General features: G+C 57.2%; 9 protein-coding genes and 1 pseudogene. 1 reads left to right on the top strand and 9 read right to left on the bottom strand.

All coding sequences use genetic code 11. The features are described 5' to 3' along the window. Positions 1 to 52: 52 nt before the first annotated feature. Positions 53 to 12,640, bottom strand: a pseudogene (locus tag GHN86_RS13195) (beta-ketoacyl synthase N-terminal-like domain-containing protein). Positions 12,641 to 13,710: 1,070 nt separating this feature from the next. On the opposite strand from GHN86_RS13195, the gene GHN86_RS13190 reads away from it, so the two are divergent. Further along, positions 13,711 to 15,978, top strand: coding sequence for a PfaD family polyunsaturated fatty acid/polyketide biosynthesis protein (locus GHN86_RS13190; RefSeq protein WP_153381422.1), 2,268 nt, complete (start codon positions 13,711 to 13,713; stop codon positions 15,976 to 15,978). A 75-nt stretch (positions 15,979 to 16,053) separates the two neighbouring features. Here GHN86_RS13190 and GHN86_RS13185 read toward each other — a convergent pair whose 3' ends face one another. The 8 genes from GHN86_RS13185 to GHN86_RS13150 all read right to left on the bottom strand — a co-directional run bounded on the left by GHN86_RS13185 (position 16,054) and on the right by GHN86_RS13150 (position 25,569). Further along, entirely contained in the window at positions 16,054 to 16,941 is an 888-nt protein-coding gene (locus GHN86_RS13185) for a LysR family transcriptional regulator (protein ID WP_153381424.1), read from the bottom strand. 68 nt (positions 16,942 to 17,009) lie between these two features. Further along, positions 17,010 to 17,513 (bottom strand): RidA family protein, encoded by a 504-nt coding sequence (locus GHN86_RS13180; protein ID WP_153381426.1) that lies wholly within the window; start codon positions 17,511 to 17,513, stop codon positions 17,010 to 17,012. A gap of 30 nt (positions 17,514 to 17,543) precedes the next feature. Beyond that, complete coding sequence (locus tag GHN86_RS13175) at positions 17,544 to 17,939, bottom strand: c-type cytochrome (protein ID WP_153381427.1); 396 nt, start codon at positions 17,937 to 17,939, stop codon at positions 17,544 to 17,546. 10 nt (positions 17,940 to 17,949) lie between these two features. Continuing rightward, positions 17,950 to 19,554 carry a flavin monoamine oxidase family protein gene (locus GHN86_RS13170; protein ID WP_228384965.1) on the bottom strand — a complete coding sequence of 535 codons (1,605 nt, stop codon included), beginning with the start codon at positions 19,552 to 19,554 and terminating at the stop codon, positions 17,950 to 17,952. Between the two features lie 155 nt (positions 19,555 to 19,709). Further along, a complete protein-coding gene (locus GHN86_RS13165; protein ID WP_153386703.1) occupies positions 19,710 to 21,038 on the bottom strand; it encodes an MFS transporter in 1,329 nt (442 codons plus the stop codon). 39 nt (positions 21,039 to 21,077) lie between these two features. Beyond that, positions 21,078 to 22,421 carry an OprD family outer membrane porin gene (locus GHN86_RS13160; protein WP_153381431.1) on the bottom strand — a complete coding sequence of 448 codons (1,344 nt, stop codon included), beginning with the start codon at positions 22,419 to 22,421 and terminating at the stop codon, positions 21,078 to 21,080. Between the two features lie 57 nt (positions 22,422 to 22,478). Then, positions 22,479 to 23,777 carry an ArgE/DapE family deacylase gene (locus GHN86_RS13155; protein ID WP_153381433.1) on the bottom strand — a complete coding sequence of 433 codons (1,299 nt, stop codon included), beginning with the start codon at positions 23,775 to 23,777 and terminating at the stop codon, positions 22,479 to 22,481. 145 nt (positions 23,778 to 23,922) lie between these two features. Next, entirely contained in the window at positions 23,923 to 25,569 is a 1,647-nt protein-coding gene (locus GHN86_RS13150) for a thiamine pyrophosphate-dependent enzyme (protein ID WP_194286264.1), read from the bottom strand. Positions 25,570 to 25,676: the final 107 nt, after the last annotated feature.

The raw sequence follows: 25,676 nt of genomic DNA, 5'->3' as shown, positions 1-25,676 counted from the left end.
GCACATGAAAAGTGACCCTTGCCAGGCCCTTGGAAAGTTGATCCGCTACGATTCAATCTTGCGGGCGTACAAATAAAAGCTTCCAGACACTTTCAATCTCGACCTTCAAGGCACTTGAACCTGCCAAATACACTCTGTCGTTAGCCGGTTCGACGTTTGTAACATCACCCTCTGGTACAGGGGAGGTACTCTTCAAAATGTCGACAGGTCGTTCAGTGGTTTCAATAAACAAAGATAAGCGTTTGACACTGGGGTGATCATCCAGCACGGCATTGGCCAATGAAAGTCCAAAGTGTTCGTTGAGTGCTTTTACCAAGCCCATTCGAATAATCGAGTCGATCCCATAGCACGCAATATCAACGTCATCTCCCAACTGCTCATCTTTCAAGGCCAGCACACGCCTGAATATCTTGCGGACAGCCTGCCGGACTGTTGCTGACGCCTCGTTGCTCGCCGCTGGCAACGTTTGACTGACGCGCGTGACTGCAGCGGTTTGGGGTGTCGATGGCTGTGGCCAATACCGCTCACGGGCAAAGGGGTAAGTCGGTAATCGAATTCTGCGACGTGAGGCTCTGTCAAAGATCCGTTCCCAGGATAATTCAGCGCCTTGCACATACAAACTGGCCACGCTTGATAAGGCATCTTTCAATGCTTGGGGTGATGAAACGTTCTGGCAGGCATCCAATAATTGCCGCCCGGCAGGTTGCTCCTGTAAATCATACGAATCGGCATGACCACTGATCACATCTCGTGGTTGCTGTCCATCGAGCCACTGACTCATCTGTTCGCACAGTTGTGCAATGTCGGCTGCTACGCAGGCCAGTCGTACGTCATGATGTCGGCGCCCCATCAGCAGCGTGTAACTCATGGCGCCCATATCAACAGGGTTGCTACTGATCTGGTGCACCAGTTGTTCAGCCAATTGACGCAGTTGGTCTGAAGTGCGCGCCGATAGCACAATCAAAAAGAACGGCCGTTTTGATACAGGCTCAATACGCCTGGGTGCTTGTGCAACGACCACATGGGCATTGGTGCCGCTAAAACCAAATGAGCTGACGGCCGACATGCGTTCCCCCCCAGAAGGAACCTCCCAGGCAACCGCTTGGGTCGGGACATAGAACGGGCTGTGTGCGAAATCGATGTGGCGATTACCTTGATGAAAATGGAGCGAAGCTGGAATCTGCCGGTGCTCCATCGCCAGCAACACTTTGATCATGCCCACCACACCTGCTGCTGTCGCGGCATGCCCCAAATTGCTCTTAATTGAACCAATCGCGCATTTGGCCCTTGGCAACGTAGTGCCATATGCATCCGATAACGCATTGAATTCAATCGGGTCGCCCAATACGGTACCGGTGCCATGAGCTTCAACCAGTTGAATGGCTGCGCAATCAATCCCAAATCGTTCATACACTTCACGCACCAACCGCGTTTGCGCAGGCCCGCTGGGGGCGGTGATGCCATTGGTCGCTCCATCGTAATTAATGCCGGAACCACGTATGACGCCATAAACCGTATCGCCATCGGCTTGTGCCTGCGACAGTCGCTTGAGCACAATGGCCGCAACACTTTCGCCGGGTACAAAGCCATCCGCCTGGTCGTCAAAAACACTGCACCGTCCCGTGTTTGAGAGCATGCCGGCCTGATTGGCCTGGCGAAAAAGGCGCTGCGTGCACTGCACAAACACCCCACCCGCAATGGCCATATCCACTTCATCGTCACGTAGCGCCTGACAGGCCTGATGAATCGCGACCAACGAACTGGAACAGGCCGTATCTGTGGCTACGGCAGGACCTTGCCAATTCATGTGGAAAGCTATTCGAGCAGGAATGACCGACGCCGCATTCCCCCAAAAAGCCTGAGCAGGCGCCGCCTCGCCCAGCAGATCCAAGTAGTCGCCCGCCGAGCAGCCGACATAGACGCCGCAACGCGCACCTTCTATGGCCCGCCCTGCATGACCAGCATCTTCCAGGGCATGCCATGTCTCCTCGAGCAGCAGTCACTGCTGAGGATCCATCGCCGCCGCTTCCATGCTCGAAATATTGAAAAATAATGGATCGAAGCAGTCAATGTCCGTTAAAAAACCACCCTGCTTACAGGACGAACCCGCCGACACGGAACTCAATGACGACACCTCCCAACGCGACACCTGTTCAACCAAATCCACACCGTTGACCAGTGCGTCCCATAACGCCTCAGTCGACCCGGCACTCGCGAAGCGACCGCTCATACCAATGACGGCAATAGGCTCCAGATCATTTGAGTTTGTTGGAACCCTAACGCTTTCGTGGTGCTGCAGTGATGGGGGAATACTCACCACCCCTTTGCCTATATGCTCACGCGATTGCAGCCAACGGTAAGCACTGTGAATGTCATCGAACGGGAAGGTTTTGCTCAACGTCGGGACGATAGCGCCTTGCTCAACCAGCTCAACCATCGTTTGAAAATTTTTGCGTAAGAGCTCGGGCCGCTCCAGACCCAACTTGCGCATATCAACGCAGTACACCGATTGGTTGTTATCCAGCAACGACAGATCAATGGCGCGGGCCGACTTCAAGGCCGTCATTGCGATTTCGATATAGCGTCCGCCTGCACTGAGGCAGCTCAATCCTTTTTGCAAAGCATCACCGTCGAGTGTATTGAGTACCACGTCTACGCCCTGACCTTGTGTCATCTGGTGAATGGCATTGGCAAAATCCTCTTGCGGGTAGTTAATTAAGTGACGCACACCGAGCGTTGCCAGATAGTCGAGCTTGTTTCGAGAACCGGCCGTCGCATAGACCTCTGCGCCGATGTGTTGAGCCAGTTGGACAGCCATCAGGCCCACACCACCTGTCGCGGTCTGGATAAGAATCCGCTCACCCGCCTTGAGCTGTGCTCTGGTGAAACACTCGATTACAGTCAGAGCGGCAGAGGGCATGGCACACGCGGCTTCGAACGATAGACCCGAAGGACATGCAAAAACCTGATCCTGCGAACAGGTGACCACCGTGGCGTGCGCCCCCAGCGCGTGGTTAGCCAACGCCACGACGCGGTCACCCGGTGCAGCCCTTACGACTTCAGAACCCACAGCGGTCACAATGCCGCTCGCCTCATAACCGGGGGTAAACGGATACTCAGGTTGAGTGGGGTAAAGCCCGCGCACACAGAGCAGATCACCAAAGTTCAGGGAAAATGCCTGCACGGCGATCCGCACGTCATGGGGCCCCAAGGCGGCAAGGGGCTCATCAACCACGCGTATCTGGTCAATAGAACCGGGACGCTCCAGTAGAACGCGGCGGTAGGTCTGCGCAGGTGAAGGGGGTTGGGCACTCACCAAAAGCTCTTTCACAGGCGCCATCGTCACCTCTGAAAGCGGCGTTTCGCTCAACGTAGAGTCAACAATCTCTGGCTGTGGCACTGCGGTCTCTTGCAAGTGGGCACACAAACGAGCCAGTGTCGGATAGTCATACAACACGGTGGCCGCCAGCCGCAGATCTAATCGGTTATTGATGGTATTAACCAGCGCCACACTGCTGATCGAGTCCACGCCATAACTGATAAACGCTTGATCATCCTGCAAATGAGCGTCCTTGAGCCCCAGGGTTTGCAGTAAACAGGCACGAAGTGTCTGACGCAGGTTTGATTGCGCTCCCAAGGCTGCGGCTGTGATCCGAACCGGCATGGCAGATTCAACGCCAGGGGAAACCTGTTGAGGATCTTGCGCTTCCCCCTCAAAGCAAAGAATGGCGTCGCTAAATCCCTCTATGATGTGCTGCCCCAATTCACAGCTCGCCGGTTGCGTGATCCTGATGGAGTTAAAGCCTGCTTCTGTCAGTGTTTTACGCCAGGCAGCGGCACTGAGGGCAGGTGTGTCGGCGATACGTCGATCCTTGTCTTGCGCCAGCCACCAACCCTCCAGCAAGCCGAAGACCAGATGCTGAAAAAGGCTGACATCGGATAATTCGTTGAGTAGCAATAAACCGTTGCCTTTAAGCAGGGCCTTGGTATTGCGCAGCGTGTTGCGAATATCGCGGGTTGCATGCAACACGTTGGTGGCGACGACAATGTCGTAATCCCCCGGCCTGAAACCCTGGGCCATTGGGGAGCGTTCTATATCGAGCAACTCCGTGTGCAGGTACGCAACCGAAGCGCCGAATTGCGCTTGCCCATGCCCTAAAAAAACGCCTGCCAGATCGGTATAACAGTATTGGTCGATATGGGCGGCGTAAGGGCCAAGACGAGCAATCAAAGTGGCACTCGTGCCACCGCTGCCTGCGCCCACTTCCAAAATGCGCAAGCGTGCCTGCTGATCCTGGGCAAGCCGCTGCTCGATATATGCCTGCAGCCGATCCCCAAGCAAGCTGTTGAAGAAGTTAGCCACCGGATGCTTGCCGTACAACGCTTCAACTTGCTGCACCTGGCCTTGGGCAAATATCACCTGCGTGGCCTGGACCTCGTCGCGCAGAATCTCGGGTAATTGTTGCAGGACGTCATTGGTCAACCGAACCTGAGCCCCCGTCTGTGAGTCATCCTTGTGCGATTCCACGTATGCGCTCCATAGCACTCCAGAGGCCTCCCTTGGATAAGCACCCCGCTCGCCCATCACGCTGAATGTATCGACCAAGCGCAAACTTGCTTCGTACCAAGGGCGGTGCATGTGGCTAACAGACTGCGGTTCTATTGCCAGCAACCGCTCCCGAAACACAGGAGCCAGTTGCTGTTCAAAAGCGCGCTGCGCCGGCTCAATGCCGGCTGGCGGTGAGGGTGAGGGCTGATCGACAGGCAGCTCCACGCGGGGCAACCAAGGTGCCACTTCGACAAGCGTTTGCAGGCACACACCCAAGGAGGCCGGTAGCGCGGTCTGACTGGTTTTAAGGAACGCGGCTTGAGCAACAGGCGAGGCCAATAATTGATCCAGTACAGCCATTGCGTGCCCCGGTTCAATAGAACCCAAGCCCATGTGTGCCAAACGATCCTGATAGTCCGGGGTTGCAACCACTCCGACACTGCCCCAGTACCCCCAATGCATAACCTTGACGGGATACGGACGATGCTGCCCGAGCACGTAAGCCAAGGCGTCTGAATAACAGCAGCCTGCGGCATAATTGCTTTGCCCTGGAGCCTTCAAAAAACTCTGCAATGAGCCAAAAAACAGCACGAAGTCCAGCGTGTGATGCCCGAACACCTCATCCACTCTCTGTGCCGTTAACGCTTTGGCTGACACCGCCGCCTCGAACGTAGCTTCATCCATACTGGCCAGCCCTGTGTCAGCCAGCACCACTGCGCTATGAATCACCCCATTGGGTGGGCCAAAACGTTGCACTATCTCAATCTGTGCCAGTGCCAACGCATCCCGGTCTGTCGCATCGACCTGAAGATACAAGGGCGTTGGGCCAAGCTCGCCAAGTCGGCTGCGGGCTTGGGTGATAGTGTCATCCTCCTCCCGACGCCCCAGCCACACCATCTGTGCCCGGCACTGGCGAATAAGATGTTCACTCACCACCACACCCAGCCCACCTGCACCGCCGATCACCACATACACGCCGCTTTCTCGATACACCGCGCTGGTTACAGGCCCCAGTACACAACGCGCCAACTGCTGTTGATACCAACAACCGTCTCGCCACAGGCGGGCATTGCCATAAGTGTTGACGGGCTGCGCCAGCAGGACATCTTCGGTAAGGCTGTGCGCCTCAGGCAGGTCCAATAACTTAATGCGCCAATGGGCGTATTGCTTGGCCAGCGAGCCGATTAACCCATGCAGGGCTGCCTGCTCTGGGTCGATTTTTTCATTCGTACCCAGGCCCTGCGCCTGACGGGTCACCACCGTCAACTCCAAAGGCTTCTCAGCAAAGCCCAAAGCCAGCAACGCCTTGATCAGTCGCAGGCCCATTCTCGCCAAGTACACCTCACCCTGCGGAACATGCCACAGCAGATGTGTCACCGCGGTCAGCTTTTTCAGGTGTTCAAGCAATGTTTCACTACTGTCTCCAGCACGCCACTGCACGGACAATTGGCCTTCGAAAAGCTCAGGATCAGCCATCAGTCGCACGACCTGCCCCAACGCAGGAGTTGGGCTCACGATTTGCGATGGCACCGGCAACCAGACGGGCGTGAGGATCAACTCATCCGCTTCAGCCGGCTGTGGTGACGCCTTAAAACGCGCACTGAAACCACACATACGCAACGCAATGCTGCCATCGGCATTTACGATGTCGATATCAAACCTGGGCGTCACGTTTTCGCCATCATTTATTCGACGTGCAATCACCAAGGCCGTTTCAGGGATCGCCCCCCATTGCTCGACACTGTCTAGCGCAAACGGCAGGGCAAGCGTCGTCTTCGAACTCAGTTGCGCGCACACCTGCAAGGCACCATCAAGCACGTCGGGGGGTAAAATCCAGCCTTCGTCGGTTTCAAAACCTTTAACCGCGCTCACCTCTCCCAGCGCCACGGTTTCAGCGATTTTGACCTCACGTATTACCTGAAAGGCCGGGCCAAGTTCGAGGCCCGCCAAGGCAAACCGGGCATAGCAATCGTCACCGTGAATATGAGCCACACAGTGTTCACCCACATGGGCCACGTCAACCCACGGGGCCGCACGGTTGGGCGCGTGGATCTGCTGCACCCAACCTTGGCTATAGCGCACAACATCTGCACCTTCACCACTGTAGAGGTGGAAAGCGATCCGCTCTTGCCCATCCGGCACCAGATCGATATGCACTTGTAATTCGGTGTCGACGACCAAGGGCACAAGCCATGCCACTTGCTCCAGACGAACAGGTAGATCATTACCCTGCCACAACTGAACGGCCGCCCGTGCCCATTCCAGATGGGCAACACCCGGCAAAATACGCGCACCTGAAACCCGATGATCCCGTAGCACCTTTTCATCCCCCGTCAGCAGCGTGCTGTAACGCTGACGGTCCGCAGTGCGGGTATCTCGATGCACAAGGGGGTGCAAAACCTGTGCTGTAGGTTGGGCTATTGCCCAGTAGCGCTCGCGTTCGAACGGATAAGTCGGCAAATGGATACGTGCAGGCAAATGATCACCAAACAGCAGCTCCCACGGTAAGTCGTAGCCCTCGCAATACCGTTGACCAAGCGTTTCAAGGGTGGTGCTCAGGGCTTCAGGTTCATAACCTTTGGCGGTGCGTGCGAGCAGGGCGTGTGCCTGATCGAGCCGGTCTTTATCCACAGTAAAACTTCGAGAAACTTGCCCATATCCATTGGCGCAACCCTGCCCCGCATCAAGGCATCGTTGCAAAAGGCTAACGGCGTCGTCTTTGGCCTTAATCACCACGCAGCAACGCCAGGCAAAATGATGCCGGCCACTTTGCAAGGTATGACTCATCTTTTGCAGGTCGACTTGATTCCATTCGCGCGCTTGCAATGCCGCAATCAGGGCTTGGAGCTGCAACCGCAGCGCGGCTTCGGTTTTTGCCGAGACCACCAGTAAGGCATAAGCAAACGTCGGTGAGTCTTTTGCTGCGGGCAACGCCTCAGCCCCCCGAATGACCACATGGGCGTTGGTGCCACTCATACCAAAAGCACTGACGGCTCCCAGACGTACGGTGCCTTCTCTTTGCGGCCAGGGACGGGCTGCCGTATTAACGAAAAACGGACTGCTCGCCCAATTGACGTAAGTGCTCTGCTGTTCGGCATGCACGCTAGGCGGGATTGTTTCATGCTCAAGCGCTTGCACCAGGTTAACCACACTCACCAGACCCGATGCGGCCAGGGAGTGCCCCACGTTGGGCTTGTTTGACGTCAGCGCACAGAACTGCCGCCGTTGGGTAAACGGGGCAAACGCGTCACACAGGGCATTGACCTCAACCGGATCACCCAACGGCGTCCCTGTGCCGTGAGTAACGACATACTCCAACTGATCCGGATTGACGTTGTAGCGTTCATATACCGTCTGTAACAGCTTGGTCTGAGCCTTACCGCTGGGGGCGGTAATGCCTTGGGTTTTACCATCGTAGTTGATGCCGCTGCCTGCGATCACGGCCCGAATCGGGTCACCATCGGCCAATGCATCTGACAGGCGTTTGAGGACCACCGCCACTGCCGCTTCGCCGGGCACCATGCCGATAGCACGCTGGTCGAAGGCGTAACAAACACCCTGCTCTGCCAGCATGCCCGCCTCGGCCATCTGGTCGTAAAGCTGGGTACTGAGCAGCAGGTTTACCCCGGCCACCAATGCTGTATCGCACTCCCGCGTCCTCAAACTCTGGCAAGCCTGATGCAGCGCCACCAGACTGGAAGAACACGCCGTGTTGATGGCGATGGCGCCACCGCTCAGGTTCAAGACATAGGCCAGGCGAGAGGCCAATATGGCCTCATGATTTGCCGTCAGCGTATTGCGTTCGGCGATCAATCGACCATAGTCCCCTGCTTCTACCCCCACAAATAAGCTGATGGTGTGTTTGAGTAACTGGTGTTCACCGTAAGCCGCATCTTCCAACGCACGCCAGGCTTCCTGTAACAACAAGCGCTGACGAGGATCGATGAGGGCCGCATCATGCGGGGATATCTCAAAAAAAAGCGGATCAAACTCTTCCAACCCCGGTGCAGCGGCCAGCCATCGTTGATGTAATGCATCCGCCGTTGAGAGTCGTGTGCTGGGGAAATCATGAGCTGCTGAGCGTGCGTCGCGCAAAATATTCCATAGTTCATCCACGGTGCGGGCATCGGCGAAACGCCCACTCATGCCAATGATGGCAATCTCGTCATCACCTGCCAGGGGCGCTTGGGCAATCGCCTGCGCACGGGCAGGCTGTGATGGGGATGGTAGCGGCTCAGGTGCTACGCCGGGGGAGTAAAAGCTGATCATCGCGGGCGTAAAAAACTGTAAGAGGTAGGCGGCAAATTGCAGCAGATTGGTGTGGCTGAAAAACAGTGACGGCGACAGCGTCAAGCCATAGCGATCGCTTAATTGGCGGGCGTACTCCATCAACAAGATGGAGTCGAAACCGTAGGTGTTCAGGTTCAGGCTCGGGTTAATGCCGTGAGCGGGCAATTTCAGCAAGCGGCAGGCCTGATCAGTCAGGTCTTCAATCACGGACTGTTCAAGGTTAATCGGGGGGGCAATTTCGCCAAGAGCCGCACCTTGAATCGGCGTGACGGGAGACGCAATGGCGATGCCCAACATCCGGGCCACGATGTCCTTGGAGGTCCTGGCAAACACCATGCGCGATAACGGGCCGGCCAACAATTGCTCCAGCAGGGCCATCGCCTCTCCCGGCTGGGTGGACGTCATACCTATCTGCGCCATATACGCTCGGTACGCGGGAGAGCAGCCTCCTCCAGTATTGCCCCAGTGCCCCCAGTGCATGACCTTGACCGGGTAGCCACGACGCTGAAAGTTATGCGCGCAAGCATCAGCAAAACAGCACCCGGCCGAATAATTGCTGGCGTTGGCGGTTTTAAGGAAGCTGTTGATCGACGAGAAAAACATCACAAAATCCACAGACTGCGCGCCCACCACAGCGTCCAGATCTTGCGCCGTCATCTTGGCATTCAGCCCCAATACAAACGTTGCTTCATCCATTTGGGCAAGCGGACGGTCGGCCAATTGCATCACCGAATGGATCACACCGTGTACAGCACCAAAACGCTCGCGGACCACCTCATGTGCGCGACGCAACGCCTGGAGATCATTGGCATCTGCCTGCAGATACAAGGGCATCGGACCGTAAGCGGCCAAGCGAGTACGCTGTTGGGTAATCAGCTCATCTTCGGCCCGCCGGCCTAGCCAGACCATTTGTGCGCGATAGCGACGGACCAAGTAGTCACTGAGCACAACACCGAGCCCACCCGCACCGCCCACCACGACATAAACACCCCCCTCGCGGTAAATCGAAACAGGCGCATCCACCCACTCACAAGGCACCAGACGCTGCCTGTACCAACCCTCATTGCGCCATACCCGCACATTACCTTGCGGATCGGCTGAGTGACGAACCCACGTGTGCAAGGGCACATCACCCTCAGCAGGCCGATCAAATAAGCGAACCTGCCAATGAGGATATTCCTTGGCCAACGACCCCATAAGCCCTAGCACGCTCGCGTGATACGGGTCTATCGGCTCATCCGGGGCAATGGCCTGAGCCTGGCGGGTGACTACGGTCAGGTTCAACGCTTGATGCGCATACCCCAGGATCAGTAGCGCTTGTATGAGCCGAAACCCCATCACAGCGGCCTCAGGCTCTTCAGGTGGTACCAGCCACACCAGATGATCCCAGGCACGAGTTACCTGCAAGCGCTCAACCAGCATCGCACTCGTGTCGGCGACAGCAAAAAAAAGTGCCGAAGGGCGTTGCGCAGAATGGATGCTCGATGGATCAGCACTCAGCCACAGCACATGATTTGAGGTGCCCACCTCAGGTCCGTCAGTGTGCTCATCTACCCGTTCCCAGATGGGGGTGAGCAGAAGCGACTGTTCAACGGCCGGTGCGAGTGCAGTTGAAGATGACCTTATGTTGGGCAACCAATAGCGCTCATCAGCGAAGGGATACGTCGGCATGCTCAACCGTCGAGGTTTTTCTGCGCCATACCAACGGTGCCAGTCCACCTGTGTACCGGCGACCCAGTCCTCAATCAGCTGCTCAGACAATTGCCCTTCATATGCCACGAAGGGTGCGGCCGGTCTGCCAGCGCCTGATGCCAACCCGAGGAAGCCCCCCTGCGGCATGTGACCTGTGCCAAGCCAGCCGCTCAATATCGCCCTGACTTCAACGACTGAGCGTGCCATAAAGCCCAACCGGGCTGGCATCGCGTCACGGCCGGTTTGCAACGTATAAGCCAGGGCGTTTAATTCAACATCTTGCTGTTCAAGAAAACGGCATAACTGTTGTGCCCGTGAGACCAGTTGCGCCTCTGTACGTGCGGACAAAATAATGGCACACGGCAGATCGACGGGTACATCAACAACGGGACGTTGAGGATACGCCTCGACAATAACGTGAGCGTTGGTACCGCTGAATCCGAACGAACTGACCCCGGCGCGCTTATCACCTTGCGGCCATGCCCGGGTTTGCTTCACCACCTCAACCGCCAGTGTGTCCCATGGGATGTGGGGGTTGGGGCGATCAAAATGCAATTGTCCGGGTATCTGTTCATGTTGCAGGCACAGCGCCGTTTTAATCAGCCCCACAATGCCGGCTACGGCCTCCAGATGCCCTACGTTACTTTTCACTGAGCCGATAAGGAGCGGCCTGTCCGGTGCCCGGTTCAAGCTCAGCACCTGCATGGCCGCCTGGACTTCTATCGGATCTCCCAAGGGGGTTCCCGTACCATGCGCTTCGAGATAGTCAATCGACGGCGCGTCAACATCCGCACTCGCCAATGCGGCCTCGATTACCGCTTGCTGGGCCTTGGGATTGGGAGCCGTCAGACTCGCACTGCTCCCGTCTTGATTAATGGCACTGCCTCGAATCACAGCCACAATGCGGTCGCCATCCGCTTGCGCATCAACAAGACGTTTAAGCACCAGTGCTGCACACCCTTCGGCGCGGACATAACCGTCGCCACGCTCATCAAAGGTGTGGCAGAGCCCAGTGGACGAGAGCATTGCGGCCCGATCGAATGCCTGAAAGCGTTTGTCATCAAGCAACACATTTGCGCCGGCCGCCAATGCCAGACCACATTCACCTGTTTGCAGGCTGCGGCACGCCAGATGCACCGCCACCAACGATGAGCTGCACGCGGTGTCGACTGTCAGAGCCGGGCCTTGCCAGTCCAGAAAATAGGCCAGTCTCCCCGCCGCCACCGAGCACGCGCTACCCGTTGCAAACTGCGCCTCAATACCCTCGGATCCGCCCTGTCCCAGCAGAGCAGCATAATCACTGCCCATCAAACCAATGAAAACGCCATGCTTGCCCCCTCTGACGCTGTTCGGGGCAATACTGGCGTCTTCAAGCGCCGCCCACGACATTTCCAGCAACAGGCGTTGCTGCGGGTCTAACCACTCGGCTTCCTTGGGCGATATGCGAAAGAATCCCGCATCAAAGCGATCAACGTCCTCGAGGAAACCAGCCTGCCAACGAAAATCCCCATCAGCCTCCCGGCGCAGCGCTTGGCGCGCCTCAGGCATTGGACCTATAACATCACGCCCTTCCAATAGCGCATCCCAGAATTGCTGCGGATTGTTCAGTCCTCCCGGCAAGCGACAAGCCATGCCGATGATGGCAATGGGAACATTTGAGGTAGTTGGCGCAGCGCTTTCCAAAGCGGCGGTGGGCGTCACCCGCCGCTCAGCCCAATAACCCAGGATGGCGCCAGGTGTGTTGCAGTAAAAAAAGAATGTAGCATCCAGCTCAAGGCCAGACGCAGCACTCAACAGTCTGCGCAACTCCAGGAGCTCAAGTGAGGTGAGGCCCATTTCCATCAGTGGAATATGAGGACCATAAGCGTCAAACCGTTGCGGGCCCATCACTTCAAGCAGCAGGTTGCGGACCGTGTGCTCAATCTTCTCAAGGGTCTGGACCTGTGGCTTTGGCGATGAATTAACTATGTCTGGTGCCTGAGTACGTTGTGCCAACTCAAGCTCGTATTGGATCAAAACGCCAGCCCCTTCGTTGTCAACATCGCCGGGGCGAAAACCGGGTAAAACCTCACGTATCCGCGCCCCGTGTGAAACATGAAAATGCAGCATGGGATCAAGTAATTGACCGAGTGGGTTTTGTTCACGAATATAAGCGTGCATAGCAAATTCAAGGCGATGCTTAGGATAGTCGGCACAGCGGGTCACCCCCACCACCGATTTCACACTCCCCAACAGGCGGGCATACAAGAGCATCGAGTCAATCAATACATCGCTGTAGCCTCGCCCTCGCATTGAAGGCAATACATACAGCCCCAGCAATTGCACATGCTGGCCATCGTGACGCTGCAGACGAATACAGTCCGCATAATCAGTGGCGCGTAGTGCCTCTATGGCATCAATCCTCTGGCTATAGAGCGCGGCCCCAATACAACCCGAGACATCAAGCAGCAGCGTGGTGCGCGGTGTTGTTGTAACCCGCCGTATGAGTTCCTCCTCGGGCGTGTGCAACCCTACAGGCTGAGAGAGCCGGTCAAGCTCGATCAGTTGAGAAATATCATCCAGCGTGGGATGACGCAGAACGAAGGCATGAGAAGTGTCCAACGCGTCAACCAAACCCGGTGTCGTCCTGAATAGGGAAGCTGTGCGAGCGTTGAACGAGAACACCCCTTGGCGAGTAATGTCCAAATAGCCCCGCTCACACAAAAGCAGAAGTGATGCATGCAAATGATCACGTTGGGTTGGCTCATGGGAAAGGTCGTCCAAAGCAAACAGAGCATTTTCCTGAGTCGCCCCAAAAAAAGGTGTTCGAGTAATGGCTTCAATGGCCAGAACACCCACGCGACTGGCGGTCAAATCATCGATTAAACATTTCATGGACACCTCTAAATTACAGTTGCGCGCACAACTACTTCGCGCCAATACAGGCAGGCATCCATGTCACTGGGGGGGAACGCAGGCAAACAATAACTTTGTAGATGAGGGGAAAACCTTCACTTAAGAAAAGTATTGTTCACAATTGAACAAATGCAATAAACGCATGCACGTTATTCCCCACAAAAACTTTAATAAATAATCAATTCCTTTACAGCTATATAACCACTCCATCTATCAGGGCCTTTACATTGTTCAAGAGCACGCCAGACTTAAAATAATCAGTTTGCTTGAGAAGGTGGGTTGCCATGAAAACGCTACTATTCCCCGGTCAAGGCACACAATACAAGGGGATGGGCGGACAACTGTGGAATGACTTCCCGGAACTTGACGATATAGCCTCCAGCTTATTGGGGTATTCGCTCAAGAAGCTGTGCTTGGAAGACCCCGATAACCAATTACGGTTGACCCAATACACACAACCCGCACTCTTTGTCGTGAGTTCAATGCACTATTATCGTGCACGAGAATCCAACTTAGTGCACGAGGCAGTTGTTGGGCATAGCGTTGGCGAATTCGCCGCACTACTCGCCGCAGGTTGTTTTGATTTTGAAACAGGATTACGCCTGGTGCAAAAGCGCGGTCAACTGATGAGTCAGACTGGCGCTGGCAGTATGGCGGCTGTATTGGGTTTGCCGGCCAACGAGGTGCAAAACCTTCTAAACGCACTAGGATTGAAGTCCGTCAGCCTTGCCAATTTCAACTCCCCCACCCAGTCGGTCATTGCGGGTGATACGCCCTCTATCCTGGCGGCGGAGCAATACTTATCCAAACAAGGCGTGCACTGCATCGTCTTGAACGTCAGTGCTGCATTTCATTCCCCTCATATGCTCCCGGCACAAGCGCTGTTCGCAGATTTTTTAACCACTTTCTCGTTTAACGACCCCTCTCTGCTTGTCATTGCCAATGCCACAGCTCAGCCCTATCTCAGCGGTCAGGTTGTCTCCCTCTTGGCCCGGCAAGTGGCGAGTCCAGTCCTGTGGGTCGACAGCATCCGTTACCTGATCGCGCAGGGTGACTTCACTTATGAAGAAATAGGCGCTACCCCCGAACGAGCGGGCAGTTATGTACTCAGTAAGCTGGTTGATGAGATTCAACGAACGACCCCGTCACCGCCCCTACAACACTCGCCCACCAAACCCGCCTACGCCCCGCCGGTTATGACACCCGAGCATTCGCACACAGAGGCTCAACGCTTGGGTAGCGCTCTGTTTCGCGAACGCTATGGTTTGAAATACGCCTATGTGGCGGGAGGGATGTTACGCGGCATCAGTTCGCCAGCTCTTGTCGCCCGTATGGCACATGCAGGCATGCTTGCCTATCTGGGCACCGCAGGAATGAGTTTGGCAGAGGTAGAGAACGCGATAAAAGACCTTCAAGACACTCTTTCAAATAATGAACCCTACGGCCTGAACCTGATGGCTGACCCCGCGCTGCCCGGTAATGATCGAGCGTTAGTAAGCCTGTTTTTGAAGTGCCAAGTACAGCATCTGGAAGTCTCCTGGTTCGATAAAATCACTGCCGCTCTGGTCCTGTTCCGCGTCAAGGGACTCCGCCGAAATGCCACCATTATTCAGTGCACGCATCGGATTTTAGCCAAGGTCACCAACCTGTCGATCGCACAGGCTTTCATGAGCCCTGCACCAGACTATCTGGTTCAGGACTTGTTGAACGAAGGCGCTATCACTGCCGATGAGGCCGCGATGGCCAAACATATCCCCATGAGTGACGACCTTTGTGTCCAGACTGATTCAGGCGGTATGAATGCGCGCGGCAGCCCCTTCGTGCTGTTTCCCGCAGTCCAGGAGCTGCGTCAGGTGATGACAAAACGCTTTGAGTACCAGGGCGCAATTACCTTGGGCCTTGCTGGCAGTATTGGTACGCCCTCTGCGGTTGGCATCGCGTTCATGCTAGGGGCGGACTTTATTCTGACCGGCTCAATCAACCAGTGCACCGTCGAATCAGGTGCCACGGATAACGTCAAATCCTTGCTGGAAAAAGCCGGTATTGGGGACATGACCTACGCACCGAGCCACCTCCTGCGTGAGACCGACTCAACCATTCAGGTACTTAACAGCAGGTCATTATTCACCGCCCGGGCGACGTGGCTTACCACCCTTTACCAGCGCCATAATTGTCTGGAAGACATTCCGCCAAGCGAGCGCACGAGCCTGGAGCGTGATGTGTTCAGGCAGCCCCTGACAGAGGTGTGGAACGAGCTTTTGCAAAAGCTCATAAAAGAACACCGTTATCAGGACATCAAACACGCACAATCCAATCCTAAAGTGCGCATGGCCCATGTCTTTCGCGAGTACTGGCGTTACTCCATGGACCTAGCATTGAGCAGCTCAGGCGCAGACCAGCTCAACTACCAGATCCAAACGGGTACTGCGTTAGGTGCCTTCAATCAATGGAGCAGAAACACTCATCTTCAACCTTGGCAACACCGACATGTTGACGCTATTGCCCTCGCTCTTTTGAACGGGGCAACAGAAGATCGGCGGGTGGGTCTTTGAGCGATGCTGAGTCAAACGCCTTAGCCCCCCATACACTGTGCTGACCTGTTCATGGCTGTTTGTCAGAACGCCCACCTAATACGTCGTATGCAAATAATCCTTGAGCCGCTGCGCCAGGCTCTCAAGGGTCAAGGTGCTGTAATGCTGGCGATCCCAGGCCGCATGCAGGGTCACTCCCAGTTTCACTTCCGGGGTACGCGGTGAAGCTTGAATCAACACCCCATACAGCCCATAGCGCGGTAAATCAGTGACCACCCCCACGCCCCGGCCATTGGCGGCCAACGCCTGAATAATGGGCGATTGATCGCACTCCTCAATCGAGGCATAGCGCAGCCCTTCGCGGGTCATGGCCAGGTCCAGTTCGAGACGGCTCACGCTTGCGCGACTGGGCACCAGCAACGGCTGGGTGGCCAGTTCGGCGAGCGTTACCATGTCCCTGTTCGCCACCGCCCACGGGTGAGTGGCCGGCACGTAGGCGCGCAACGGCACCAGGCCTAGTTGCAGGGTGGCGCAATCGTGTTCCGGGGTCACGGGCGACACCACCATGTCCATGCCGCTGTGCAGCAGTTCGTGCAGGCCAAAATGTGAAGACTCGTGAGTGAGGATCAAAGGGTCGCCCGCTTTGAGGGTGCTGATAAAGGGCGCGATCAGGCCGACGATCGTGGCGTAGGTCGCACCCAATTGCAGGCGTTTGATATGGCCCTTGGACCAGCTTTGCGCCGCGGCTTTAACCGAGCGCGCATTGCTCAATAATTGCCGGGCCAGCGGCACCAGTTCGCGCCCGGCTGGTGTCAGGCGCAGGCGGTTGCGCTGATTATCAAACAGCTTGAAACCCAGTTCGCCTTCAAAGCTTTGCAGTTGTCGACTCAAGGCCGGTTGGGCCATGTGCAACTGCGGGGCCGCGGCCGTCACCGTGCCGAAATCAACTACAGCGAGAAAGCATTCGACACGGCGTAAGTTCATGGCGCGTTTACCTTTACCTGACTGACAAAAACCCGGCTCAAGCGCTGCGCTGTAAGGGGTTACGTGGTTTAACGGCGTACCGCTGTGATTTCGATCTCGACCAGAAAGCCCGGGTTGGCCAACCCGGCCACTTGGAACACCGAACGTGTGGGCAACAGTGGCTGTTCTGGCGTGCCGAAATACTGGGTGTAGCCTTTCATGAATCCGGCGAAATCCATCTTACCTGCGTTTGCCGGATCGCCTACCAGATAGACCTGCATTTTCACCACGTCGCCCAGGTTCAAGCCCAGACGCTTGAGCGATTGCTCAAGGGCGTTTAACACATTCAGCGTTTGCGCCTGCGTGTCACCGTAGGCAGCGACGGTGGTGTTGTCCTGATCGGCATGGAGCACCGAAGGCACAGCTCCGCTGAAATTCACAAGCGTGGCCGTGGGCGGAATTTCGATGGCCAGCGCCACGGGGAAATCGCTACCGGGAATGGGATGGCGTATCACTTCACTGGCATGGGCTTGCGCGTGCATAAACATGCACAGACTGACCACAAGGGCGTGATTGACGAATTGGCGTGACATTGGAACATTCTCCTCAAATGGCGGACGCATTCAGCGTCCGGTCAGTGCTTTAACCGTGGCCATATCGACCGGTTGATTAAACGTGTTGCCGTTGTGGGTGCGGATATAGGTCACCACCGCCGCTATCTGTTCATCGTCCAGCTGGCTTTTGAACCCCGGCATGCCGCCCTGCCCCTGTGCCACCATAAAAACCGGGTAGGCATCTGCCGAAAGGCGCGGGTTATTGGCCAACGCCGGGTAGGCCCCGGCACCGTGGGCACCCTGCCCCTGTGCCATGTGACAGCCCTGGCAAATGGCCTTGAACAGGTGTTCGCCCTCGCGCTGTTCAAAGTGCTGGCCGGGAGCCGACACCTGCGGGTCTTGGGCATAGGCCTGCACGCCAGTCAAAAACAGCAGGCCACTGGCGGCCAGATACAGTCGTCTCATGATCAATTCCTCAAACGTCAGCGGCCGGGCGGGCAACGATGTGCGCATGCAGCCGGGTGATGGCGTCCTGGGCGGACAGCACCGCGCCTTCCTGCCAGGCGGGCAGCTGCGAGGCATGCTCACCCGCCAGCACCAGACGCCCGTCGATCTGACACAGAGAGGTGTAATGCGTAGCTCGCGATGCTTCGGTCCAGGCCCCGTAACAGCCGTTGCTCCACGGCACTCGATGCCAGCCCACGGCAATGCCGTTGTCGAATTCTGCCGGGTACTGCGCGTGCACCTGCGCGCCATACTCCACGGCTTTTTTGATGCGCTCGGCAGGGCTCATGGCGGTGAACTCAAAAGCGTTGTTGTTTTCCCACAGATAGCCGCCCAGCAGCACACCTTTGCCACGGCTGCCGTAATCGCAATTGGGATAGCCGATTTGCTGCATGGGTGAGTCGGTGTAGCTCACGCCGCCATAAATCTGCTCATCCTGTTCCCAAAAGCGTCGCTTGAACTGCAAGCCGATTTTCACCGAGGCGTTGTAAGGCACTGCGCGAATCGCCGCCTGCATCGCCGGGCTGCATTCCACCGGCAGTTGGCTGAGAATCGACAACGGCAGCGTGCACACGCACCAGTCGGCCTTGACCTGACGCGATGGCCCGCCCTGGCTGTTTTCACAAGTGACGGTGACGCCCTGATCACTCTGCTGAATACGGGTGACTTTGGTGTTGAACTCAATCAGACCGTCGAGCTGCTTGGCGAAGGCACGGGCAATCATGTCCATACCGCCCACGGGCTGAAACAAGGTGGTCTGGAACTCATGCAATTGCCCCACCATGAGGTACAGCCACATGCCCGAGTGCAACAACGCCTGGCGATCCATGACCGCGGAAGGTTGCGCAGCCGGCATCAGGCCACCGCCCGCATCCACGGCGAAACCACGTCGCAGGCTGGTGGCGGGCGATGTACGGTACAGGTTGTCGGCATCCAGACCGGCCCAGACCCGCAAACTTTCCAGCAGCTTTTGTCGATCCTCGGCGGTGACGTCCTGATCCAGTGCGCCCTGATTGACCGCCTTGCTCAACAGCTCGGCGATATGCCCTTGATAGTCGGCCTGAACTTCGCGATAGCGCTGTGGCTTGCCGGCGAAGGCCTGGCTGTTGTGTACCCAGGCGTTGTGATTGACCTGAACGAAAGGTTCGAGTTTGACCTCGAATTTTTTGCAGTAATCCAGCAGCGCGTAGTGATGGTAAGGAATGCGCCACGGGCCCGGATTGAAATACAGCCCCTCGTCAAACTGGCATTCCTGAACCTCACCGCCCAATTCGGTGTAGCGATCACCGCCGCGTATCGTCCAGCAGCGGCCCCCGGCCCGGGCGTTGTATTCCAGCACGCGTACCTTGTAGCCCGCGTTGCGTAACTCATAGGCCGCGGTCATGCCAGCCAGACCGGCGCCCAGCACCAGTACAGTCGAGCCTTTGGGCGCCTGACCCAGCGCGAATTCACCGCGCCAGGTCGACTCACCGGCCACGCTTAAGGCCGTCATGGCCTGATACATCGCCGCAGCACCGGCGGTTTGGCCGATCCAACGCAGCAAGGTGCGGCGGGTCACCGTTGTGTGTTCAGTCATTTCGACTTGCCCCCCAGTCCCGCCATCGACGGAATGAATGTCATAAGAACGCTCTTTAACGAACAGGCACCGTGGACCCGCCCCGGTTAACGGCAGGCCCACCCGGCGTGTTAAAAAAAAGGAAGTGTCCTGGCGGCCACCTCCCTGAGGAAAACTCAGTCAGGCTGATGCCGTGTGACGTACAAGGTGGCCAGCGTGGCGATCAAAGAAATCGCGGCGATAAGGCTCAAGAGCAGCGCCGGGCCCCATGACTGACCATCGGACAGCATCAAAAACCAGGTGGCCAACGCGGGCATGAAGCCTGCGATCAAGCCTGACAGGTTGGCCGACAAACCCAGGCCGCTGTAGTGCAGATGCGGTGGAAACAAGCGCGTCAGCACGTTACCGATGGGCGCATAGGCCACAGTTGCCAAACCCAGCCCCAGCACCATTGCCAGGTTGATGTACATCGGTTCGCGGGTGTCCACCAGCCAGAACATGGGGAACGCCAGCAGCAGAGTGATGACATAGCCGATGATCACCGTTTGCGTCGACCCGATGCGGTCCGCCAGCTTGCCCGACACCACCAGCGTGACCATCTGCATGATCGCTCCGCAGGTCAGGGCAGTGAGGATCACATGGCCGGGTAATTTCAGCGTGCGGGTCACGTAGCTGATCATGAACGCGGTGATGATGAAGAACCCGGCATTGCAATACAGGTACGTGGCAATCCCCAGCAGCAACCGCCCCGGCACCTGGCGAAACAGTTCCAGCACCGGCATTTTTTCGGTTTTGTTTTCGCTGGCCAGTTGCTGGAACGTAGGGGTTTCTTCGACTTTCCAGCGCAACCAAAGGGCCACGCCCACCAGCACGATGGAGATCACGAACGGCACGCGCCAGGCCCATTCCAGAAACGCATTCCCCGGCAGGGAGGCGGCCAGCGCCACAGCCCCCGAGGACAACAACGTGCCCGTGGGTGAACCCAATTGCACGATGGCGGCGTACAGGCCGCGCTTTTTGGGCGGTGCATACTCGATCGCGAGTAACGTCGCCCCGCCCCACTCCCCGCCTGCCGCAATGCCTTGTACGGCACGCAAAATGGTCAGCAGGATGGGAGCAACCACACCGGCGGTGGCATAGGTGGGCAGAAAACCGATCAGGGTGGTGGCCAGTCCCATCATCATCACCGTGATGACCAAAGCACTACGCCGCCCGTACTTGTCGCCGATGTGACCGAATACCACAGCCCCCAGCGGCCTCGCTGCAAAGCCGACGCCGAAACTGAGGAACGCGCCCATGATCGACATGGCCGGTACGTCGCCCGGAAAAAACAAGGGCGCAAAAACGATGGCCGCCACGGTGCCAAACAGGAAAAAGTCGTACCACTCCAGCGCCGTACCGATGTAGGCAGCCAATACAATCTTGCGGGTTTGCGCGGCATCAAGGCTGACCGGGGCCGCCGCGGGCTCGTTGCTTGAAGTCACGGTGAGGGGGGTGGATTTCATGGACACTCCGATGTACTTGGCGGTTATGAGAGGGGACGGTCAGAAAATCTTGAACGGCATGTTCACGATCAATCGAAACTCTTCGAGGTTGCCTTCAATCTGGTTTTCGCTGGCCCGATGCCAGGCGTAGCCACTGAGCAGGTTCGCGCCTTTGAGGCGCCCGGACTGCACCACATAACTGACGAAGGTGCCGACCTCATAGTGACTTTCATCCTGTTGCTTGAGCACAGAGCCGTAGATGCCGTTGGGGCCACCCTCATAGTGACTGCCATCAATGCCCCAGCCTTTGATGTACCAAAGAATGGTCTTGAAGCCCGGCACGCCATAGGCCGTAAAGTCATTGATGTAATTGACCTGAAACGAACGCTCATTAGGCCCGTTGTAATACGAGAGCATGGTATTGGGCAGCGTGATTGCATTCGATTCGCCGACGTAATCGAAGTACTCGTCGCCCTTGATTTGCTGAAAACCGAACTTGAGGGTGTGGTTTTTATAAGTCGGTGTAATGCTCAAACCGTAAGCTTGCTGGTCGATGCGACCGGCCAGTTGGCGACCACTGGATTGCGTGTTGTACACGTCCAATTGCACATCGGTGCTCATCGACAGACCGATAAACGTCTGACCAAGGCCCACGTACTGGCGATCCCAGATGTCCTCGAAGCGCGAGACATAGCCGCTGGCACGCCAGCCCGTTTTGGCCAGGTAATCCGCCCCGGCGTAAGCGATCCAGTCACTGGCGACCAGCCGTGTGCCGAAACTGGGGGTCAGGTCCTGTGTGCCCGCTCCGGTGCGCGGCGACGCCTTGTCAAAGCGCCCGGCCTTGATGGTCAGGCCTTCGACCTCATGACTGTCCAGCGAGATGCCGTCGAAGGATGCCGGCAACGTACGGGTGTCGGAATAGCCCATCACCGGCGTTCTGACCTGCTGCCGGCCGACTTTAACGACGCTTTCGGAGAGTTTGAATTTCAGTGCGGCCACGCCAATCTTGCTCCAGTCACCCACCACGTCCCCGTCTTTGTTCACCAACACCCGGTTACTGCCACCGGCTGTTGCCAGTTTGCTGCGCTCCAGCGCAACGGCGGCGTAGGCCGACAGGTCGAGACCGACACCCACCATGCCCTGGGTAAACCCGGACACATAATCGAGCTTTAACCCCTGCACCCAAGCTGTGCGATCACGCACCTTGCGCGGCCCCTCAGCGGTCTGCGCGGTAAAGTAGGTGTTCTTGCGCCCGATTTCGTGGGAGTACCACTGACGCGTATTGAGCGTCAGTGAGCTGTCTTCGATAAAGCCCGGCGCCTTCGCTTGCACGAACGTTGGCGTCAAAAAAAGTGCAGCCGCAAGGGGACCGACCATCGCAATGGCCGAACGTACGAGAGTCATAACTGGCGCCTTATAGTTTTTGTGATGGCAGGCAGAAAGGATAACGCTGACGCTTTTTTAGTCGGAGACGCTTCGGTTCAGACCGCACCAGCGCGCCATAAAGACGGCCAGTACCTTGGTGACATCCATCATGCTGTTGATCGACACCCACTCGTCAATGCCGTGAATGGAGCCACCCACCGGGCCATAGCAGGTTGCCGGAATACCGCCGTAAAGATTGAAAAAACGCGCATCGGTGGCGCCTTCAAACGTCACCAGCGGCAAGGCTTCACCCGTCACGTCGGCATAGGTTTGTTGCAGTGAAGTAATCACGGGCTGGTTCATGTCGATTTCGCAGCCCTGGGCCTGGAACCCGCCATAGATGACCTCGTAATGTGTCGAGGCATGCGCCGGGTGCGCGTCAAACAGGGCTTGGAGCCGGGCTTCGACTTCAGCTTTGATTTGCGCCACGGTTTTTTCAGGGTAAAAGCCGATCCGGATATCCAGCCGACACATCGACGGCACCGATGACGTCCACTCCCCGCCCTGAATCTTGCCCAGATTAAAGTTGATCGGCTTCGGATGATGGCTGTAGCACGGGTGACGATTGCCGGGCTCGTTCCACTCGCTCTCCAGGGTTTTAAGCCCGGCAAACAAGTCCAGAGCCACATCAACCGCACTGCTGCCTTGCGTGGCCATGGCCGCATGGGCCGGTTTGCCGCTGATGTGCAACGACAACCACAACACGCCCATCTGGCAGGTCATCAAACCTGCGGTGGGTTCGGTGATGATGGCCGCATCGGCGGTGTGCCCGGCAACAAGGCAGGCCAGCGCACCATTGCCAGTGCATTCTTCTTCGATCACCGATTGCAAAATGACCTTGGCGGCCGGTTCATAACCCAGCTGCTTCAAAGCCTTGAACGCCATGATGTAGCTGACGATACCGGCTTTCATATCCGAGGCACCGCGTCCGTAAAGTTTGTCGCCTTTGACCCACGCCTCGAACGGCGGCCGCGTCCACAGACGCTCGTCGCCCACCGGCACCACATCAATATGGCCGTTGAAAATAATCGACTTGCCCTGCTCAACCTCAGGTTGATGGATACCGATCATATTGACCCGGCCGTCATAGGACACCAGCGATGGCGAGTAACCCGGATGATCCTTGATCAAGGCTTCGTCGATGGTCAGCGCTTGCACTTCAAGCCCCAACTCTTCGCTGAAGACCCGTTGCACCAGCGCCTGCGCCGAGTGTTCTTCACCCAGCAACGACGCGTGGGAAACCAGTTCGCCAAGTAGGCTAATGGCCCGCTCGCGCTGCCCCTCGACCATGGCGATGATGTCGTGTTCAAGGGCATTTATTGTTGTTGTTTTCATGTTCATTCCATCGGTAACTGGATGTGAGCCGAGGTTAAATTCACCTAACCATGCCGTCCAATGCTGATTTGTTTGGCTTTCGATACCCTAAAAGCATGGCTTGGAGTGTTTCAAAGCAGCCGCACCCGGGTACAGCCGCAATGCTTCAGCGATGCAAATCACTCATGCGCAAATCCGGGCCCAGCAGCGCCTGCGGCACGCGAATTTCGATCAGGCTGAAGGTGTCACTGGACAAGGCCCGATCCAGCGCCGCAGCAAATTCTTCGGTTTTGAGCACCGTTTCTCCGTGACCACCGAAGGCACGGGCATAGGCGGCAAAGTCCGGGTTGGCCAGATCAGTCCCACTTATTCGGTGCGGATGATGCATTTCCTGATGGGTGCGAATCGTCCCGTACATGCTGTTGTTCAGCACGATGATCAAGGGTTTGACGCCCAAACCTCGGGCCACGGCCAGCTCCTGACCGTTCATCATGAAACAACCATCGCCTGCCACCGACACCACCTGGCGCTGCGGCCACGCAAGGGCTGCAGCCACGGCAGCGGGTATGCCATAGCCCATCGAGCCGTTGCGTGGGGCCAGGTGCGAGGGGTAACCGTTGAAACGCAAATAACGGCCTGCCCACCCGGCGTGATTACCCGCGCCCCAAGTGCCAATCGTGTCCTCGGGCAGCGCACGGCGCAGGTACTCGAAAATCACATTCAGATCGATTTCGCCGCCCAGCTCCGGCGGTTGGCGAAAGCGCTCAGCTGCCTCGCGCAACGCTCGCGTACGCAGGCCCCAGGCCACGGGCGCCGCCGGCGATAACGTCAGCAAGGCTTCGGCAATGGCGGGCATGTCGGCAATGATGTGCAGCGCTTGAGGGTGCATGGCCCCCAGACAATCGGTGTCGGGCAATACCGTCAACATGGTCGCGGCATGGCCGTGCAGGGGCAGCAGTGTCCAACTGTCGGTGACGATGTCGCCCAACGGCGAGCCAATGCCGATCACCAGATCAGCGTCACGCAGCGCATCCGCCAGAGTTTGCGACCGACCGTAGCCCAGCGCACCGACAAAACAAGGCGAGCGGTGGTCGATCAAGTCCATGCAATTGAAATCAACCGCAACCGGCAGCTCAAAGCGCTCCGCCCATTGCTGTAGTTGTCGGGCGGCCTCGGGCGTCCAGCCGCCACCCCCGAGAATCACCAGCGGATAGCTCGCTGTCGCCAGCAGCGCTTGAAGGTGCCCGAGGGCTTGTTCGCCGGGCACGCTGGGCAGCGTGCGGACAGGCTCCACGGCCTGTGCCTGCACCTGATCACGCAGCATGTCTTCAGGCAGGCCAATCACCACCGGGCCGGGGCGGCCGGTGCGAGCCAGAGCAAAGGCCCGGGACACTATCTCCGGAATTCGCTCGGCGTGTTCGATCTGAAACACCGCTTTGCTGGTCTCACTGAACCAGCCCTTGAGGTCGAACTCCTGAAAGGATTCGCGGTAGGTTTCTGCGCGCGGAATAAGCCCGACAAACAGCACCAGCGGCACGCTGTCTTGCCAGGCCGTATGGATCGCGACCATAGCGTTGGCGGCACCGGGCCCGCGCGTCACCATGAACACGCCAGTGCTGTTGGTGATCCGGGCGTGAGCATCAGCCATGTAACCGGCGCCACCTTCGTGACGACACACCACCAACTGGATCGGCGAGTCATGCAGCGCGTCCAGTACTTGCAGGTAACTTTCACCCGGTACGCAGAATACGGTCTGCACACCCTCTTTAGTCAGTTGATCAACGACCAGCTGGCCACCACTGCGCTCCGACATCGCCCATTCCTCGATTATGTGAAAGTGACGAGCGTGCAAGGCGCAGCTAGTCATGGGGCGAAGCCTAAAGTTGAGGAGCAATGCCGTCTAATGCTCAATTGTTAAAG

Origin of the sequence: Pseudomonas helleri (assembly GCF_009600315.1) — a bacterium.
In the GTDB taxonomy this organism is placed as follows: domain Bacteria; phylum Pseudomonadota; class Gammaproteobacteria; order Pseudomonadales; family Pseudomonadaceae; genus Aquipseudomonas; species Aquipseudomonas helleri_A.
This window is presented reverse-complemented; position numbering and strand designations above follow the sequence as displayed.

Bases quoted from the DNA above. Each gene is read 5' to 3' on its own strand.
- GHN86_RS13190 (WP_153381422.1), top strand. From the start codon at position 13,711: ATGAAAACGCTACTATTCCCCGGTCAAGGCACACAATACAAGGGGATG.
- GHN86_RS13185 (WP_153381424.1), bottom strand. From the start codon at position 16,941: ATGAACTTACGCCGTGTCGAATGCTTTCTCGCTGTAGTTGATTTCGGC.
- GHN86_RS13180 (WP_153381426.1), bottom strand. From the start codon at position 17,513: ATGTCACGCCAATTCGTCAATCACGCCCTTGTGGTCAGTCTGTGCATG.
- GHN86_RS13175 (WP_153381427.1), bottom strand. From the start codon at position 17,939: ATGAGACGACTGTATCTGGCCGCCAGTGGCCTGCTGTTTTTGACTGGC.
- GHN86_RS13170 (WP_228384965.1), bottom strand. From the start codon at position 19,554: ATGACTGAACACACAACGGTGACCCGCCGCACCTTGCTGCGTTGGATC.
- GHN86_RS13165 (WP_153386703.1), bottom strand. From the start codon at position 21,038: ATGAAATCCACCCCCCTCACCGTGACTTCAAGCAACGAGCCCGCGGCG.
- GHN86_RS13160 (WP_153381431.1), bottom strand. From the start codon at position 22,421: ATGACTCTCGTACGTTCGGCCATTGCGATGGTCGGTCCCCTTGCGGCT.
- GHN86_RS13155 (WP_153381433.1), bottom strand. From the start codon at position 23,777: ATGAAAACAACAACAATAAATGCCCTTGAACACGACATCATCGCCATG.
- GHN86_RS13150 (WP_194286264.1), bottom strand. From the start codon at position 25,569: ATGTCGGAGCGCAGTGGTGGCCAGCTGGTCGTTGATCAACTGACTAAA.